This is a genomic window from Piscinibacter gummiphilus, assembly GCF_002116905.1.
Lineage (GTDB): Bacteria > Pseudomonadota > Gammaproteobacteria > Burkholderiales > Burkholderiaceae_C > Rhizobacter > Rhizobacter gummiphilus.
Genome location: NZ_CP015118.1, coordinates 876792 through 893255, shown reverse-complemented (window position 1 = coordinate 893255; position 16464 = coordinate 876792). Strand labels below are relative to the sequence as shown.

Sequence of the window (16464 nt, the reverse complement as noted above, 5' to 3'; positions counted from 1 at the left end):
TCAGCGGCCCGCGGCGGCCCCGTTCGACAGGCCCCAGACGTAGGCGGCCAGCACGTGGATCTGCTCGTCGGTCAGGCGGCTCTCGTGCGCCGGCATCATGCTCGACTTGCCCTGCGTGACGATCTGCGTGATGGCCTGCTCGCCCCAGCCGTGCAGCCACACCTTGTCGGTGAGGTTGGGCGCGCCGAGCGCGGGGTTGCCCTTGCCGCCCACGCCGTGGCAGGCCGCGCAGGCCGCGAACTTCTCCTTGCCGTCCATCGCCTTGACCCAGTCGTGCGGGCTGCCCGACAGGCTCAGCACGTAGTTGGCGACGTTCGACACGTTCGCGCCCCCGCCGATGGCCTCGGCCATGGGCGGCATCATGCCGTGGCGGCCCTTGCGGATCGTCTCCTCGATGATGGCGGGCGTGCCGCCGTACAGCCAGTCGCGGTCGGTCAGGTCCGGGAAACCCTTCGAGCCGCGCGCGTCCGAGCCGTGGCAGGCCGCGCAGTTGTTCAGGAACAGGCGCTCGCCGATGCCCATCGCGGTCGTGTCCTTCGCGAGCGCCTCCGCGGGCTGGCCCTTGAAGGGAGCGTACTGCGCCGCCATCGCCTCGCGGGCCTTGGCCTGCTCGTCCTGGAACTCGCGTTCGCTGGTCCAGCCCAGCTGGCCGGGGTGGCTGCCGAGGCCCGGGTACATCGCGAGGTAGCCACCGCCGGCGAACACGGTCACGACGAACAGCACCGCCCACCAGCGCGGCAGCGGGTTGTTCATCTCCTTGAGGTCGCCGTCCCACACGTGGCCGGTGCTGCCGTCGTCGGCCATCGGCACGCGCCGGCTGGCCACGATGAGCAGCCACAGGCACGCGATCAGCGAGACCACCGTGACGGCGGCCACGAAGACGGACCAGCCGTGGTTGAAGAAATCGCTCATGAGCGGGGGCCCTCGCGGTCGGCCAGGAAGGGGATCTGCCCGCAGGCCTCGAGCTCGGCGCGGTTGCGGCGCGACCAGGCCCACGCGACGATCCCGGCGAAACACAGGAACGAGAGCACGGTGACCACGATGCGGAGGTCGTTGACGTCCATCTGGAAACCTTTCACTTGAGGGTGGTGCCGAGCACCTGCAGGTAGGCGACGAGCGCGTCGAGCTCGGTCTTGTCCTTCACGGCCGCGCCGGCCTCGGCGATCTCGGCGTCGGTGTACGGCACGCCCACGGTGCGCAACGCGCGCAGCTTCGGTGCCATGTCGGCCGGGTCCACCTTGGCCTTCTCGAGCCAGGGGTAGGCCGGCATGTTCGACTCGGGCACGAGGTCGCGCGGGTTGATCAGGTGGATGCGGTGCCAGTCGTCGCTGTACTTGCCGCCCACGCGGTGCAGGTCGGGTCCGGTGCGCTTGCTGCCCCACTGGAACGGGTGGTCGTAGACGAACTCGCCCGCGGTGGAGAAGTGGCCGTAGCGCAGCGTCTCGGCGCGGAACGGGCGGATCATCTGCGAGTGGCAGTTGTAGCAACCCTCGCGCAGGTAGACGTCGCGCCCGGCCAGCTGCAGCGCGGTGTAGGGCTTCAGGCCCTCGGCCGGCTGCGTGGTGGAACGCTGGAAGAACAGCGGCACGATCTCGACGATGCCGCCGACCGCGACCACCAGCACGATGAGCACGATCATCAGCAGGTTGTTGGTCTCGATCTTCTCGTGGCTGAAGAAGCCTGGATTCTTGGTGTTGGATGCCATGGTGGTTGTCCGGTGGAATCAGGCGGGCACGGCGACGGGCTGCGGCGCCGCCACGGAGCGCGGCGAGCGCGCGGTCATCACCACGTTCCACGCCATGATCAGCATCCCGGCGAGGTACAGCAGGCCGCCGCACAGGCGCACCACGTAGAACGGGAAGGTGGCCTTGACGCTTTCGACGAAGGTGTAGACGAGGGTGCCGTCCGGGTTCACCGCACGCCACATCAGGCCCTGCATGACGCCGGCGATCCACATCGCCGCGATGTAGAGCACGATGCCCACGGTGGCCACCCAGAAGTGCAGCTCGATGGCCGGCACGCTGAACATCTTCGTCTTGCCGAACATGCGCGGCGTCAGGTAGTACAGCGTGCCCATCGAGATCAGGCCCACCCAGCCGAGCGCGCCGGCGTGCACGTGGCCCACGGTCCAGTCGGTGTAGTGGCTGAGGGCGTTGACGGTCTTGATCGACATCATCGGGCCCTCGAACGTGGCCATGCCGTAGAACGACAGCGCGACGATCAGGAACTTCAGGATGGGGTCGTCCCGCAACTTGTGCCAGGCGCCGCTCAGGGTCATGATCCCGTTGATCATCCCGCCCCAGCTCGGGGCCAGCAGCACCAGCGAGAAGACCATGCCGATGCTCTGCGCCCAGTCGGGCAGCGCGGTGTAGTGCAGGTGGTGCGGGCCCGCCCACATGTACGTGAAGATCAGCGCCCAGAAGTGCACGATCGACAGGCGGTACGAGTACACCGGCCGCTCGGCCTGCTTCGGGATGAAGTAGTACATCATCCCGAGGAAGCCCGCCGTCAGGAAGAAGCCCACGGCGTTGTGCCCGTACCACCACTGCACCATCGCGTCCTGCACGCCGGCGTAGGCCGAGTAGCTCTTCGTGAAGCTCACGGGGATGGCCGCCGAGTTGACGATGTGCAGCAGCGCGACGGCGAGGATGAAGCCACCGAAGAACCAGTTGGCCACGTAGATGTGGCGGATCTTCCGCACGCCGATCGTCCCGAAGAACGCGATCGCGTACGCCACCCACACCACCGCGATCAGCAGGTCGATGGGCCATTCGAGTTCGGCGTATTCCTTGCCCTGCGTCATGCCGAGCGGCAGCGAGATGGCCGCGGCCACGATGACGAGCTGCCAGCCCCAGAACGTGAAGTCGCCGAGCCAGCCGCCCCACAGGCGCGCCTGGCAGGTGCGCTGCACGACGTAGTAGCTGGACGCGAACAGCGCGCAACCGCCGAACGCGAAGATCACCGCGTTCGTGTGCAGCGGGCGCAGCCGACCGTAGCTGAGCCACGGGATGCCGAAGTTGAGCGAGGGCCAGGTCAGCTGCGCGGCGATCACCACGCCCACCAGCATCCCCACCACCCCCCAGAACACCGCGGCGAGCGTGAAATTGCGCACCACCCGGTCGTTGTAGATCGGCACCGGGCCGACCTTGTTCACTGCATGCGTCGCGTCGTTCATGGCGGACTTGTCCTCGTTTCAATCCTGGTTTTCATTGTCGAAACGCGGGTTCATTCGTGGCTTGACCGGGATCAAGCGCGTCGCATCCGGGCTCCTCGGCGATGGCACGCCAGCCCTCGCGTTCCAGGTCTTCGAACTGCCCGGCGTCGAGCGCCCAGGCGAAGAGGCCGATGAGGCCGAGCACGAGCAGCACCGCCATCGGCAGCAGCAGGTAGAGGGTGTCCATGGGAGCCTTTCAGCGGGCGAGCCGCAGCGCGTTGAGCACGACGACCAGGGAACTGAGCGCCATGCCGGCGCCCGCGGCCCACGGCGGCATCCAGCCGGCCAGCGCGAGCGGCACGCAGGTCAGGTTGTAGGCGGCGGCCCAGAACAGGTTCTGGCGCGTGACACGCGCCATGCGGCGCGCGAGCCCCAGCGCGTCGGGCACGGCCGACAGCCGGCTGCCCAGCACGACGAAGTCGGCCCGCTGCTGCGCGAGGGCGCTGCCATGCGCGAGCGCGAACGACACGTCGGCCCTCGCCAGCACCGGCCCGTCGTTGAGCCCGTCGCCCACCATCGTCACGCGGTGGCCCGAGGCCTGCAGGCGGGTGATGGCGGCGAGCTTGTCGTCCGGCGTGGCGCCGCCCGACACGTGGGCGATGCCCACGCGGGCCGCCACGCGCCGCGCGCTCGCCTCGGCGTCGCCCGACAGCAGGCGCACGTCCAGCCCCTGCCGCTGCAGCGATGCGACCGCGGCGGTGGCGTCGTCGCGCAGCATCTCGTCGAACGCGAACCGGGCGAACGGACCACCGGCCGGACCGCAGGCCACCTGGGGGCGGTCGTCGAGCGGGTCGGTGCCGACCCAGGCGGGTGCGCCGAGGCGCCAGATGCGGCCGTCCGGGTCCACCGCCTCGACGCCGAAGCCGGCCACCTCGCGCACGCGGGCCCAGGCCGGCGAGGCGGGAGGCAGCGCGGCGGCGAGTGCCGTCGACAGCGGGTGCCGCGACAGCGCCGCGAGCGAGGCGGCGCGGTCCCGCAGCCGGTCGTCCGGTGCCTCGACGGCGGCGAGGGTCAGGGTGTCGCGGGTGAGCGTGCCGGTCTTGTCGACACACGCGGTGTCCACGCCGGCCAGGGCCTCGATGGCCTCCAGCCGCTGCACGAGCACGCCCCGCTTCGCGAGCGCCGACGCCGCGGCGAGCCATGCGGCCGGGGCCGCGAGCGACAGCGCGCAAGGGCACGTCACGATCAGCACCGCCACGGCCACCGACACCGCCTGGGCCGGGTCCACGGCGCTCCATGCAGCCGCCGCCCCGGCCGCCAGCAGCAGCACGACCGCGAGGAAGGGGCCGGCGATGCGGTCGGCCAGGCGCGGCACGCCGGGGCGTTCGGCCAGCGCCCGCTCCAGCAGCCGCACGATGTGCCCGTGCCGGGTGTCGTCGCCCACCTTCGCGAGCCGCACCACCACCGGGCCGGCGACGTTGAGGCTGCCGCCGAGCACGGGGTCGCCCACGCCGCGGTCCACCGGGCGAGACTCGCCCGTCAGCAACGACTCGTCGGCCTGCACATGCCCTTCGAGCACCACGCCGTCACCGGGAAAGGCCTGGCCCGCGGCGATGCGCACGCGGTCGCCGGGCGCGAGGCGGGCCACGGCCACCATCGCCGCCGAGCCGTCGTCGGCCAGCCGCTCCACCGCGTCGGGCAGCCGGTGCAGCAGGCCCTCCAGCGTCTCGGTGGCCCGGTGGCGCGCGCGGCGCTCCAGCCAGCGGCCGGCGAGCAGGAAGGTCGCGAACATCGCCAGCGAATCGAGGTACGGCTCGCGGCCGAACGGCCCCGCCGGATCGAACGTGGACGCGGTGCCGGCGACGAAGGTGATGGCCATGCCGAGCGCGACGGGCACGTCCATGCCGATGCGCTGCTGGCGCAGCGCGGCCCAGGCGCCACGGAAGAACGGTCCGCACGAGAACACGACCACCGGCAATGTCAGCACCCAGGCGCTCCAGCGCAGCAGCGCGAGCTGGTCGGGCGGGATCTCGCCGGGCGCGGCCACGTAGACCGGCGCCGTCAGCATCATGACCTGCATCATGCAGAAGGCGGCCACGAACAGCTGCCACAGCGCCTGGCGTGCCTCTCGCCGGCGGGCGGTGCGCGCGGCTTCGTGGGTGGCGGGGAGCGCGTCATAGCCGGCCCGGCGCACCGCGTCGACGAGGGCCGACGCGCTCGTGCGTCCCGGCTCCCAGTGCACCTTCGCGCGGGCCGAGGCCGAGTGCACCTCCGCGCGCACCACGCCGGGCACGGACCGCAACGCGGCCTCGATGATCCCGGCGCACGCGGCACAGTGCATGCCCTGCACCGCGAACACCGACCGCGCCTCGCGCGTGCCGTCCGCGCGGGCCAGCCATTCGGTGTGGCCGGCGAGTGCCGCGTCGTCGTCGAGCGCCGCGCGTTCGGCCGGGGCCAGCGCCGGGAGCGCGGCGGCCGGTGTCAGCACGGCACCTCCGCGCGCACCGTGACGGCGAGCGCCTCGGGATCGACGATGCGGATGTCGCGCTGGTTGACCTCGATCCACCCCTTGGACTGGAAGGCCGAGAACGCGCGGCTCACGGTCTCGAGCGTGAGGCCGAGGAAGCTGCCGATCTCGGCGCGGGTCATGCGCAGCACGAACGACGAGCCGGAGAAGCCGCGGGCCTGCAGCCGCTCGGCCAGGTCCAGCAGGAACGCGGCCACGCGGGTGTCGGCGCGCAGCCGGCCCGGCAGGCGTTCGGGATGGTCGCGTGCGATCTCGCGGGCCAGCAGCCGGTGGAACTGCCGCTGCAGTGGCGGCGAATCGCGCAGCAGCGCCATCAGCGGGGGGTACGGGATCACGCACACCTGCGAGTCCTCGAGCGCCAGCGCGTCGCCGAGGTGGCGATCGTCGCCGAGGCCCTCCAGGCCCACGAGGTCGCCGGACATGCGGAACCCCGTGATCCATTCGTGCCCGTCGGCCCCCACGGTGCGCGTCTTGAAGAAGCCGGTGCGCACCGCGAACACCGCGTGGAAGGTGTCGCCGTGGCGGAACAGCGCCTCGCCCCGCGCCACCGCCTGGCGGTAGGCCACCATCTCGCCGGCGTCATCCAGCTCCTCGGCCGACAGCCCGAGCGGCAGGCACAGCTCGCGCAGGCTGCAGCCGGCGCAGACGGAGGTTTGCTCGGCCGTTTCGGCCGCGGTGATGGGGATCAGACGCATGGTCGGTTTCGTTGCGGAAGTGACACAGGGATTGTTTGAGGCACCTCGCCTCCGGACCTTGCGCCAGATCAAGCCCGCGCCCGCCACTCGACCCCACAGTGGCGCCATGAGCTCGACCCCCATCCCCCTGCCGGCCCGTCTCGACACGAACGGTCCCCGCTACACCTCGTACCCCACCGCCGACCGCTTCACGCCGGCGTTCGGGGCGGCCGACCTGCGCTTGGCGCTGGCGCGGCGACGACCGGGGCCGCTCTCGGTGTACGTGCACATCCCGTTCTGCGAGTCGGTCTGCTACTACTGCGCGTGCAACAAGATCGTCACCAAGCACCACGACCGCGCGGGCCCGTACCTGGACCTGCTCGCGAAGGAGATCGCGCTGTACGGCGACGCCCTCGGCGGCCCGCAACCGGTCACGCAACTGCACCTGGGCGGCGGCACGCCCACCTTCCTGTCGGACACCGAGCTGTCGCGCCTCATGACGATGATCAAGGCCACGTTCCCGCTGGCCGACGACGCCGAGGTGTCCATCGAGGTGGACCCGCGCACCGCGGACGCCGATCGCCTCGCGTTCCTGCGCGAGCTGGGCTTCAACCGCCTGAGCTTCGGCGTGCAGGACTTCGACCCGGCCGTGCAGCAGGCCGTGCACCGCGAGCAGTCGTTCCTGTCGGTGGCCGCGCTGATCCATGCGGCGCGCTCGCTCGGCTTCGTGTCGACCAACGTCGACCTGATCCACGGCCTGCCCCGCCAGACGCCCGAGTCGTTCGCGCGCACGCTGGGCCAGGTCACCGCGCTGCACCCGGACCGCATCGCGCTCTATGCCTACGCCCACCTGCCCGAGCGGTTCAAGCCGCAGCGTCGCATCGTCCCGGCCGAACTGCCCGATGGCACCGCGCGGCTCGCGATGGTGCGCGAGGCGCGCCGCGTCTTCGGCGACCACGGCTACGAGCTGATCGGCATGGACCACTTCGCGCTTGCCGGCGACAGCCTCGCCGTCGCCAAGCGCGAAGGCCGGCTGCACCGCAACTTCCAGGGCTACAGCACGCAGCCCGACTGCGACCTCGTCGGGCTCGGGGTCTCGGCCATCGGCCGCATCGGTCCCACCTACGCCCAGAACGCCAAGACCCTGCCCGAGTACCACGCGGCGCTGGACCGAGGCGAACTGCCCATCGAACGTGGCTGTGCACTGGACGCCGACGACCTCGCCCGCCGCGACGCGATCATGGCGCTGATGTGCCGCGGCCGCCTCGACCACGCCGAGTTCGAGCGCGCCCACGGGGGCGTGTTCACCGAACGGTTCGCGACCGAACTGGCCGACCTCGCGCCGCTGGCCGGCATGGGCCTCGTCGAACTCGACCCCGACGCCGTGGTGGTGACCCCGGCCGGCTGGCAGGTGGTGCGCGCCGTCGCGATGGTGTTCGACGCCCACCTGCGCACCGCCCGGACCACGGCCCGCTACTCGCGCATCGCCTGAGCGACAGGACGATGAAAGGCCTTCGGTAAACCACGTGGTTGTGTTTTTGGGCGCCCGCGCTTAAGCTGGTCGTCCCATCAGCACACCCACGAGGAGTTCGCCATGGCCACCACGCTGGATCCGTACCTGACCTTCAACGGCAACGCCTCGGAGGCGATGCACTTCTACGCCAAGGTGCTCGGCGGCAAGGTCGAGTACGAGCAGAAGTTCGACGGCTCGCCTGGCTGCCAGAACATGTCGAAGGAACACCTGCAGCAGACGATGCACATCTCGGTGAGCCTCGGCAACGACCACCGCCTGATGGCGTCCGACTCCGGCGGCATGCCCTTCCACGGCCGCCACGGCATCACCCTCGCGCTGATGTACGAATCGGTGGAGGAAGGCACGCGCATCTTCAACGCGCTGGCCGAGGGCGGCAAGGTCACGATGGCGCTCGAGCAGACCTTCTGGGTCGAGCGCTTCGGCATGCTGGAAGACAAGTACGGCACGGCGTGGATGATGAACTGCGGCAAGTCGATGCTGCCGGCCCAGCCATGATCCAGCAGCTCTTCTTCAACCTCCCCGTCGCCGACCTGCCGAGGTCGATGGCGTTCTTCTCGGCCCTCGGATTTTCCGCCGACCCGCGGTTCGCCGGCGACGGCGGCGGGTGCATCGTCGTCAACGACACGATCCGCGTGATGCTGCTGTCCCACGCCCGGTTCCGCGACTTCACGCCGAAGGAGGTGTGCGACACGTCCAGGGCCGTCGAGGTGCTGATCTCGCTCGCCTGCGACACCCGCGAGCGGGTCGACGACCTCGTCGCGCGGGCGCTGGCCGCCGGGGGAACGACCTATGACGAGCCCGAGGACCTGGGCTTCATGTACTCGCACAGCTTCGTCGACCCGGACGGGCACGGGTGGGGCGTGCTCCACATGGCCCCCACGCCGGCCTGACCCCGCGCCGGGTCCCGGCAGTTGCCGAAACCCGCCGCCACCCAGTAGCATCCGCCCCACAACAACCCGACCAGGGACGGAGGACGGCATGTTCAAGTACATCGGCATCGCGGTGGTGGTGGTCATCGCCGCGGTGCTCGCGCTCGCGGCCACGCGGCCGGACACCTTCCGCGTCGAGCGGTCCACCACCATCAAGGCGCCGCCCGAGAAGGTGTATGCGCTGATCGAAGACTTCCACCAGTGGCAGCAATGGTCGCCCTGGGAGCGCCTGGATCCCGCGATGAAGCGCCAGCACGGGGGCGCGCCGAAGGGCAAGGGTGCGCTCTACGGCTGGGAGGGCAACAAGGAGGTGGGCAAGGGCCAGATGGAGATCACCGAGGCCACGCTGCCGTCGCGCGTGGTGATCAAGCTGGACTTCCTCGCGCCCTTCGAGGCCCACAACACCGCCGAGTTCGTGCTGGTGCCGCGGGGCGACGCCACCACGGTCACCTGGGCCATGTCCGGCCCGAACTTGTTCATCGGCAAGGTGATGAGCCTCTTCGCCAGCATGGACAGCCTCGTCGGCAAGGACTTCGAGCGCGGTCTCGCGAACCTGAAGGCCGTGGCCGAGAAGTAGGCGCGGCCCGGTCCTACACGCGCGACCCGGCGACGGCCGCATCCTCGATGGATCGACCACCGTCAGAGGAAGCGCCATGGCCCACCCCGCACCCGACCACCGCAAGGAAGGCGACCGGGTCCCCGACGTCTCGTTCCGCGTGCGCCGCGACAACGACTGGACCACCCTCCACGGCCGGCAACTGTTCGAAGGCCGCAACGTCGTCGTCTTCTCGCTGCCCGGTGCGTTCACGCCCACCTGCTCGTCCACCCACCTGCCCCGCTACGACCAGCTGGCGCCGGTGTTCCGCCAGCACGGCATCGACGACGTGGTGTGCCTGTCCGTCAACGATCCCTTCGTCATGGATGAGTGGGCGCGCGACCAGCACTGCGACAACCTGACGATGCTGCCGGACGGCAATGCCGAGTTCACCCGCCAGATGGGCCTGCTCGTCGACAAGCGCGACCTGAACTTCGGCGACCGCTCGTGGCGCTACTCGATGCTCGTGCGCGACGGCGTCATCGAGAAGATGTTCATCGAGCCCGACAAGGAAGGCGACCCGTTCGAGGTGTCCGACGCCGACACCATGCTGAACTACCTCGCCCCCGAGGCGAAGACCCCGGACGCCGTGGCGATGCTGTCCCGCGAGGGCTGCCCGTTCTGCGCGAAGGCGAAGAAGATGCTGGCCGAGGCGAAGGTCCCCTTCGTCGACGTGCCGCTCGACGCCACCATCCGTTCGAAGGCCCTCAGCGCCATCGCGGGCCAGGCGACGGTGCCGCAGGTGTTCGTCAACGGCACGCGCATCGGTGGCTCCGAAGACCTCGAACGCTGGCTCGCCGCCCGCGCGGTCGCCTGACAGCGGATCGCTGAAACGTCCTACGTCCGGCGCCATCGTGCAGTCGCACGATGGTCCCCCGCACGCTTGGGAGAACGGTCATGCCGAGAGTCATCTGGAAAGGGGCCATCAGCTTCGGGCTCGTGCACGTGCCGGTGGCGCTGTACCCCGCGTCGACCGAATCCGGCATCGACTTCGACTGGCTCGACAAGCGCTCGATGGACCCCGTCGGCTACAAGCGCGTGAACAAGCGCACCGGCAAGGAGATCGACAAGGCGAACATCGTCAAGGGCGTGAAGCAGCCCGACGGCGACTACGTGATCCTGAGCGACGACGAGATCAAGGCCGCGTACCCGAAGACGATGCAGACCATCGAGATCGAGACCTTCGTGCAGGCCACCGAGATCCCGTTCGTGCACCTGGAACGTCCCTACTACCTGGAGCCGCTCGCCAAGGGCGAGAAGGTCTACGCGCTGCTGCGCGAGGCGATGCTGGCGCAGGGCGTGGTCGGCATCGCGCGGGTCGTCATGCACACCAAGGAACACCTCGCCGCGCTGATCCCGGCGGGCCCCGCGCTGATGCTCAACACGCTGCGGTGGGCCAAGGACATCCGCGACATCGAGGACCTGAAGCTGCCCGCCGCCGGCAAATCGGCCGCGCACCTGAAGGACAGCGAACTCAAGATGGCCGCGCAACTGGTGGCCGACATGACCGACACCTGGCAGGCCGACCGCTACGAGGACCACTTCGCCGAAGCGGTGCACGCGCTGATCGCTCAGCGGGTGAAGGCCGGCAAGACCGAGAAGGTGACGCCGCTCGAGGAGGCCGGCCCCGCCGCGTCCACCAACGTGGTCGACCTCACCGCGCTGCTCAAGCAGAGCCTGGGCGGACGGCGCGGCGCCGCGGCGAACGAGCCGGCCGCCAAGGCCGCGAAACCCGCGGCGAGGAAGGCCCCCGCGAAAAAGACGACCGCGGCCCGCAAGCGGGCCTGACCGCCGATGCCGGCCACGCACACCGACCCGCTCGGCCGCTACTGGGCCAAGCGCGACTTCTCGAAAACGCCCGAACCGCGCGGCGTGCGGGCCAAGGCCGGCAAGGCGCTGTCGTTCGTGGTCCAGAAACACGACGCCACCCGCCTGCACTACGACTTCCGCCTCGAACTCGACGGCGTGCTGCTGTCGTGGGCGGTGCCGAAGGGCCCGTCGTACGACCCCGCGGACAAGCGCATGGCGGTCCGCACCGAGGACCACCCGATGTCGTACGCCGACTTCGAGGGCACGATCCCGCCCGGCCAGTACGGCGCGGGCCACGTGATCGTGTGGGACCGCGGCACGTGGACTCCGCACGGCGACCCGCGCGCGAGCCTTGCGGCCGGCAAGCTGTCGTTCGAACTGCAGGGCGAGAAGCTCGAAGGCGTGTGGGAACTGGTGCGGCTGAAACGGCCCGACGAAAGCAAGGAAACCTGGCTGCTTTTCAAGAAGCGCGACGAACACGCGCGCCCGCACGCCGACTACGACGTGGTGATCGCGAAGCCCGACAGCGTCATGACGTCGAAGCCGCCCGCGTCCACCGCTCGCAAGAAGGCGCCGAAGCGCGCCCCCCTGCCCGAGACGATGTCTCCGCAACTGGCCACGCTCGCCACCGGCGTGCCGTCGTCCGGCACCTGGTCGTACGAACTGAAGTACGACGGCTACCGCGTGATGACCCGTTTCGAGCGCGGGGTGCCGAAGCTCGTGACTCGTGGCGGCCACGACTGGACCGCGCGGCTGCCCGAGCTGTCGGCCGCGCTGCGCGAACTCGGCGTGAAGAGCGGCTGGCTCGACGGCGAGCTGGTGGTGCTCAACGACAACGGCGTGCCCGACTTCAACGCGCTCCAGAACGCGTTCGACCGCCAGCGCACCGGGCGCATCGTCTACTTCCTGTTCGACGCCCCGTTCCTGGAAGGCCGCGACCTGCGCGAGGAGCCGCTCTCGGCGCGGCGTGCCGCACTGAAGGCCGTGCTCGACGAACGCGGCACCGACCGTGTGCGCTTCAGCCCCGACATCGATGCCGACCCCCACAGCATCCTCGCGTCCGCCTGCGCGATGAAGCTCGAAGGCGTGATCGCCAAGCGCACCGACGCGCCCTACGAGTCGCGCCGCAGCACCAGCTGGCTCAAGCTCAAGTGCCAGCAGCGGCAGGAGTTCGTGATCGTGGGGTTCACCGCGCGCAAGAACGTCGACGGCGAGATCGGCAGCCTGCTGCTGGCCGTGCACGACGCGTCGGGAACCCTCAAGCCCGTGGGCAGCGTGGGCACGGGCTGGGACACCGACACGTCGCGTGCGTTGTGGAAGGAACTGACCGCGATCGAGGCCTCGAAGGCCCCGTTCGAATCCGGCGGCCCCGCCAAACGCAGCCGCTGGTCACGCCGCCCCGGCGCCGTGGACCGTTGGGTGAAACCCACCCGCATCGCCGAGGTGAACTTCGGCGAGTGGACCCCGGACCAGCAGATCCGCCACGCCGTCTTCATCAGCCTGCGCACCGACAAGCCGGTGCACCAGATCACGCGGGAGAAGGCCGTGGATGCACCAGCCATCGTCAAGTCCTCCGTCAAGGTGTCGAACCCCGAACGGGTCATCGACCCGAGCACCGGCACCACCAAGCTCGACCTCGTGCGCTTCTACGAGGCCATCGCGCCACACCTGCTGCCGCACCTGAAGGGTCGGCCGGTGTCGCTGGTGCGCGGCCCCGAGGGCGTGGGCGGCGAGCTGTTCTTCCAGAAGCACCTGGGCAAGGTGCACATCGACGGCATCAAGGAGCTGCCGGTGTCGCGGTGGGAAGGCCACGAGCCGCTGATGGAGGTGAACACGGCGAAGGCGCTGGCCGCGTCCGCGCAGATGAACACCGTGGAGTTCCACACCTGGAACACGATGTCGCGCCACATCGGCAAACCCGACCGCATCGTGTTCGACGTGGACCCCGGCGAAGGTGTCGGGTGGGCGATGGTGCAGGAGGCCGCGATCCTCACGCGCGCGCTGCTGACCGAACTGGGCCTCGTGTCGTGGCTCAAGACCAGCGGCGGCAAGGGCCTGCACGTCGTGGTGCCCATCGCGCCCCGGCTCGACTGGGACACCGTCAAGGCGTTCTCGCGCGACGTGGTGGCCCACATGGCCCACCACATCCCCGAGCGCTTCGTCGTGAAGAGCGGCCCCGCCAACCGCGTGGGCAAGATCTTCATCGACTACCTGCGCAACGGCCACGGCGCCACCACCGCAGCGGCGTTCAGCGCCCGCGCACGGCCGGGGCTGGGGGTGTCGATGCCGATCTCGTGGGACGAACTGCCCGACGTGAAAAGCGGCAGCCAGTGGACCGTGGCGAACACGCTCGACCACCTGTCGTTCCGCAAGGTCGACCCGTGGGCCGACTACGCCGGAACGAAACAGGCGCTCGCAGCCGCCATCAGGAAGCTCGAGAAGGCTCAGCGCGCCGTGTAGCCGCCGTCCACCGCGAGCGGATGCCCCAGCACGAAGGCCGCGTCGTCCGAGCTGAGGAACACCACCGCGCGGGCGATCTCGTCCGCTTCGCCCAGCCGCCCGATGGGGTGCGCCTGGTCGATGTACTGCTGCCGCCGCGGCTCGCGCGCGATGGCACGTTCGGTCATCTCGGTGCGGATGATGCCGGGGCACACCGCGTTGACGCGGATGCCCTTGCGGCCGTACTCGAGCCCCGCCGACTTCGTCATGCCCACCACCGCGTGTTTGGTGGCGCCGTAGATGGGCTGCCGCGGCGCGCCGATCAGTCCGCCCACCGAGGCCGTGTTGACGATGGCGCCGCCGTGGCCCTGCCTGAGCATCTGCGTGATCTCGTGTTTCATGCAGAGCCACACGCCCTTCACGTTGACGTTCATCAGGTGGTCGAACATGGCCTCGTCGGTCTTGTGCAGCGGTTCGTGCTCCACCTCGATGCCCGCGTTGTTGAATGCGATGTCGAGGCGACCGAACCGGGCCACCACCTGCGCCACCATGGCCTCGACGTCCTCGCTGAGCGACACGTCCGCGGCCAGGCCGAGGGCCTCGCCGCCGGCAGCAACGATCTCGTCGGCGACGTCGCGCGCGGCAGCGCCGTCGAGGTCGGCCACAGCCACCTTGGCGCCCTCGCGCATGTAGGCGAGCGCGGTGGCGCGGCCGATGCCGCCGGCGCCGCCGGTCACCAGCGCGATCTTCCCTTCGAGCTTGCGGCTCATCGGGTCAGGCCAGCGACGGGTAGTCGACGTAGCCGTGCGGGCCGCGGCCGCCGTACAGCGGCGCATCGGCGAAGGGCTCGTTCAGCGGCTTGTTCTCCTTGAAGCGGCGCGGCAGGTCGGGCGTGGTGATCATCGGGCGGCCGAACGACACCAGGTCGGCGCGGCCGCTGGCGATGGCCTCCACCGCCATCTCCTTCGTGTAGCCGTTGTTGACCATCCAGACGCCCGAGTACAGGCGGCGCACCGCCTCGTAGTCGAACGGGGCGTTGTCGCGCGGGCCGCCGGTGTAGCCCTCGACGACGTGGATGTAGACCGGGTGCAGCTTCTCCAGCTCGCGCACCACGTGCTCGAACAACGGCTGCGGGTTGCTCTCCGACGAATCGTTGACGGGCGAGACCGGCGACAGGCGGATCGCCGTGCGGTCGGCGCCGATCTCGGCCACCACGGCGGCCATCACTTCGAGCAGGAAGCGGGCACGGTTCTCGATGCTGCCGCCGTACGGGTCGGTGCGGTGGTTGGAGCCGTCGCGCAGGAAGGCGTCCACGAGGTAGCCGTGGGCGCCGTGGATCTCGACCCCGTCGAAGCCGGCCTCGATGGCGTTGGCCGCGGCCGTGCGGAAGTCGTTCACCACACCGGCGATCTCCTCGGTGGCCAGCGCACGCGGCACCGAGGTCTCGACGTGGCCCTGGCCCACGATGAAGGTCTTGGCCTTGGCGACGAGGGCCGACGGCGCGACCGGCGACTGGTTGCCGGGCTGGAAGTGCGTGTGCGAGATGCGGCCGGTGTGCCACAGCTGCAAGAAGATGCGGCCGCCCTTGGCGTGCACGGCGTCGGTGACCTTCTTCCAGCCGGCGATCTGCTCCGGCGTGTGCACGCCCGGCGTGGCGTTGTAGCCCTGCGCCGTCTCGGACACCTGGGTGGCCTCCGCGATGATCAGGCCCACGCTGGCCCGCTGGCTGTAGTAGTCGGTGGCCATGTCCGCGGGCAGGTTGCCATCGGCCGCGCGGTTGCGCGTCAGCGGCGCCATGGCCATGCGGTTGGCGAGCTGGATGCGGCCCAGCTGCAGGGGCTGGAACAGTGCGTCGGTCAGGAAGGAGTCGGTCTTGGCGTTCATGGGCGGGATGTCGTGGGTGGGTAGATTCGGTCGAGCACGAGGGCGACGCTGTCGCGCAGGGGTTGCACGGAACGTTCGACCTTCATGCGGAGAAGGGCGCCCTCCCACACGCTCCAGGTGAGCGCGGAGAGTTCGATGGGATCGAGGTCGTTGCGGATCTGGCCGGCGGACTGGCCGGCGGCGATCAGGCCGGCGAGCCGCTGCCGCCACGCGAGCTGCGCGGCCAGCAGGTTCTGGCGACACGGTTCGCTGGACACGGCGATCTCGGCGGCGAAGTTCCCGATCAGGCAGCCCGCGGGCGACTCGGCGAGGCGGTCGTGGTACCGCAACATCTTCGCGAAGACGTGGCGGATGGCCGCCATGGGGTCGGCCGGGGCGTCGCCCATCATGCGTTCCCACGACGCCTGCATCAGCTCGGCGTACCGCTGCACCACCCCGGCCGCGAAGGCTTCCTTGCTGGCAAAGTGGTTGTAGAACGAGCCCTTCGGTACCCGCGCGTGGTCGGTCAGCTGCTGGATGCCGGTGGCGTTGTAACCCTGGTTCAGGAACAGGTCGAGCCCGGCGGCGAGCAGGCGCTCGGGGATGTCGGTGGGGTCGGCGGTGCGGGGCATGGCTGGAATAATATGACCAGTCGTCTTGAAACGTCAACCGAGGGTGGACCCGGGGGCGTTCCGGGGGGCCGAAAGGCGGGCGCCATGGTTGCGAAAGGTTCGACCCAGAAGGGCCCTCCCTGGACGACACTGAACGTGTCCGACTGCCGAATACTTCTCGGTGCGAGCGGCGTGGCTACCCGAAGCCGAGCATTAGAATTTTTGAGGAACTCAGCGGGCCTCCCCTCCCCTCGGCCGGTCACATCGGGCAAGGGCGGCAATCCGCGCGGAGTGGCAATGCGTGCTGCCCGTGCGGGGTCGCGGCGATG

Annotated in this window: 17 protein-coding genes; 7 read left to right on the top strand and 10 right to left on the bottom strand. The window is 70.0% G+C overall.

Translation table 11 applies throughout. From position 1 onward, the window contains the following. From ccoP to A4W93_RS29475, 7 genes are read right to left on the bottom strand one after another with little or no spacing between them, the layout of a single operon-like run. Complete coding sequence (ccoP, locus tag A4W93_RS04070; RefSeq protein ID WP_085749392.1) at positions 1–912, bottom strand: cytochrome-c oxidase, cbb3-type subunit III; 912 nt, start codon at positions 910–912, stop codon at positions 1–3. After that, positions 909–1064 (bottom strand): cbb3-type cytochrome oxidase subunit 3, encoded by a 156-nt coding sequence (locus A4W93_RS04065; protein ID WP_085749391.1) that lies wholly within the window; start codon positions 1062–1064, stop codon positions 909–911. Before A4W93_RS04065 ends, ccoP begins: the two co-directional genes overlap by 4 nt. A gap of 11 nt (positions 1065–1075) precedes the next feature. Next, positions 1076–1705 (bottom strand): cytochrome-c oxidase, cbb3-type subunit II, encoded by a 630-nt coding sequence (gene ccoO / locus A4W93_RS04060; protein WP_085749390.1) that lies wholly within the window; start codon positions 1703–1705, stop codon positions 1076–1078. 18 nt (positions 1706–1723) lie between these two features. Beyond that, a complete protein-coding gene (ccoN, locus tag A4W93_RS04055) occupies positions 1724–3175 on the bottom strand; it encodes a cytochrome-c oxidase, cbb3-type subunit I (protein WP_085749389.1) in 1452 nt (483 codons plus the stop codon). A gap of 31 nt (positions 3176–3206) precedes the next feature. Beyond that, complete coding sequence (gene ccoS, locus A4W93_RS04050) at positions 3207–3401, bottom strand: cbb3-type cytochrome oxidase assembly protein CcoS (RefSeq protein ID WP_085749388.1); 195 nt, start codon at positions 3399–3401, stop codon at positions 3207–3209. A 9-nt stretch (positions 3402–3410) separates the two neighbouring features. After that, positions 3411–5642, bottom strand: coding sequence for a heavy metal translocating P-type ATPase (locus tag A4W93_RS04045; RefSeq protein WP_099959857.1), 2232 nt, complete (start codon positions 5640–5642; stop codon positions 3411–3413). Continuing rightward, a complete protein-coding gene (locus A4W93_RS29475) occupies positions 5636–6376 on the bottom strand; it encodes a helix-turn-helix domain-containing protein (RefSeq protein ID WP_099959856.1) in 741 nt (246 codons plus the stop codon). Before A4W93_RS29475 ends, A4W93_RS04045 begins: the two co-directional genes overlap by 7 nt. Before the next feature lie 106 nt (positions 6377–6482). On the opposite strand from A4W93_RS29475, the gene hemN reads away from it, so the two are divergent. The 7 genes from hemN (at position 6483) to ligD (ending at position 13682) form a co-directional block, all read left to right on the top strand. Then, entirely contained in the window at positions 6483–7847 is a 1365-nt protein-coding gene (gene hemN, locus A4W93_RS04035; RefSeq protein ID WP_085749386.1) for an oxygen-independent coproporphyrinogen III oxidase, read from the top strand. Between the two features lie 102 nt (positions 7848–7949). After that, a complete protein-coding gene (locus tag A4W93_RS04030; RefSeq protein WP_085749385.1) occupies positions 7950–8384 on the top strand; it encodes a VOC family protein in 435 nt (144 codons plus the stop codon). Then, a complete protein-coding gene (locus tag A4W93_RS04025; RefSeq protein ID WP_085749384.1) occupies positions 8381–8779 on the top strand; it encodes a VOC family protein in 399 nt (132 codons plus the stop codon). The genes A4W93_RS04030 and A4W93_RS04025 overlap by 4 nt, the downstream gene beginning before the upstream one ends. An 88-nt stretch (positions 8780–8867) precedes the next feature. Further along, positions 8868–9395 carry an SRPBCC family protein gene (locus A4W93_RS04020; RefSeq protein WP_085749383.1) on the top strand — a complete coding sequence of 176 codons (528 nt, stop codon included), beginning with the start codon at positions 8868–8870 and terminating at the stop codon, positions 9393–9395. 76 nt (positions 9396–9471) lie between these two features. Next, on the top strand, positions 9472–10230 hold the full coding sequence (locus tag A4W93_RS04015) for a glutathione peroxidase (RefSeq protein WP_085749382.1): 759 nt from the start codon (positions 9472–9474) through the stop codon (positions 10228–10230). Positions 10231–10310: 80 nt separating this feature from the next. Then, entirely contained in the window at positions 10311–11201 is an 891-nt protein-coding gene (ku, locus tag A4W93_RS04010; protein WP_085749381.1) for a non-homologous end joining protein Ku, read from the top strand. 6 nt (positions 11202–11207) lie between these two features. Next, positions 11208–13682: a DNA ligase D gene (gene ligD / locus A4W93_RS04005; protein ID WP_085749380.1), complete on the top strand. Its 2475-nt coding sequence runs from the start codon at positions 11208–11210 to the stop codon at positions 13680–13682. Here ligD and A4W93_RS04000 read toward each other — a convergent pair. From A4W93_RS04000 to A4W93_RS03990, 3 genes are read right to left on the bottom strand one after another with little or no spacing between them, the layout of a single operon-like run. After that, on the bottom strand, positions 13667–14431 hold the full coding sequence (locus A4W93_RS04000) for an SDR family oxidoreductase (RefSeq protein WP_085749379.1): 765 nt from the start codon (positions 14429–14431) through the stop codon (positions 13667–13669). The genes ligD and A4W93_RS04000 overlap by 16 nt on opposite strands. A 4-nt stretch (positions 14432–14435) precedes the next feature. Then, the gene (locus tag A4W93_RS03995; RefSeq protein ID WP_085749378.1) at positions 14436–15545 is read right to left on the bottom strand and encodes an alkene reductase; all 1110 of its coding nucleotides are present in this window, start codon (positions 15543–15545) and stop codon (positions 14436–14438) included. After that, entirely contained in the window at positions 15542–16156 is a 615-nt protein-coding gene (locus A4W93_RS03990; protein ID WP_085749377.1) for a TetR/AcrR family transcriptional regulator, read from the bottom strand. The genes A4W93_RS03995 and A4W93_RS03990 overlap by 4 nt, the downstream gene beginning before the upstream one ends. Positions 16157–16464: the final 308 nt, after the last annotated feature.

Coding starts and splice junctions, on each gene's coding strand:
- ccoP (WP_085749392.1), bottom strand. CDS start 912: ATGAGCGATTTCTTCAACCACGGCTGGTCCGTCTTCGTGGCCGCCGTC.
- A4W93_RS04065 (WP_085749391.1), bottom strand. CDS start 1,064: ATGGACGTCAACGACCTCCGCATCGTGGTCACCGTGCTCTCGTTCCTG.
- ccoO (WP_085749390.1), bottom strand. CDS start 1,705: ATGGCATCCAACACCAAGAATCCAGGCTTCTTCAGCCACGAGAAGATC.
- ccoN (WP_085749389.1), bottom strand. CDS start 3,175: ATGAACGACGCGACGCATGCAGTGAACAAGGTCGGCCCGGTGCCGATC.
- ccoS (WP_085749388.1), bottom strand. CDS start 3,401: ATGGACACCCTCTACCTGCTGCTGCCGATGGCGGTGCTGCTCGTGCTC.
- A4W93_RS29475 (WP_099959856.1), bottom strand. CDS start 6,376: ATGCGTCTGATCCCCATCACCGCGGCCGAAACGGCCGAGCAAACCTCC.
- hemN (WP_085749386.1), top strand. CDS start 6,483: ATGAGCTCGACCCCCATCCCCCTGCCGGCCCGTCTCGACACGAACGGT.
- A4W93_RS04030 (WP_085749385.1), top strand. CDS start 7,950: ATGGCCACCACGCTGGATCCGTACCTGACCTTCAACGGCAACGCCTCG.
- A4W93_RS04025 (WP_085749384.1), top strand. CDS start 8,381: ATGATCCAGCAGCTCTTCTTCAACCTCCCCGTCGCCGACCTGCCGAGG.
- A4W93_RS04020 (WP_085749383.1), top strand. CDS start 8,868: ATGTTCAAGTACATCGGCATCGCGGTGGTGGTGGTCATCGCCGCGGTG.
- A4W93_RS04015 (WP_085749382.1), top strand. CDS start 9,472: ATGGCCCACCCCGCACCCGACCACCGCAAGGAAGGCGACCGGGTCCCC.
- ku (WP_085749381.1), top strand. CDS start 10,311: ATGCCGAGAGTCATCTGGAAAGGGGCCATCAGCTTCGGGCTCGTGCAC.
- ligD (WP_085749380.1), top strand. CDS start 11,208: ATGCCGGCCACGCACACCGACCCGCTCGGCCGCTACTGGGCCAAGCGC.
- A4W93_RS04000 (WP_085749379.1), bottom strand. CDS start 14,431: ATGAGCCGCAAGCTCGAAGGGAAGATCGCGCTGGTGACCGGCGGCGCC.
- A4W93_RS03995 (WP_085749378.1), bottom strand. CDS start 15,545: ATGAACGCCAAGACCGACTCCTTCCTGACCGACGCACTGTTCCAGCCC.
- A4W93_RS03990 (WP_085749377.1), bottom strand. CDS start 16,156: ATGCCCCGCACCGCCGACCCCACCGACATCCCCGAGCGCCTGCTCGCC.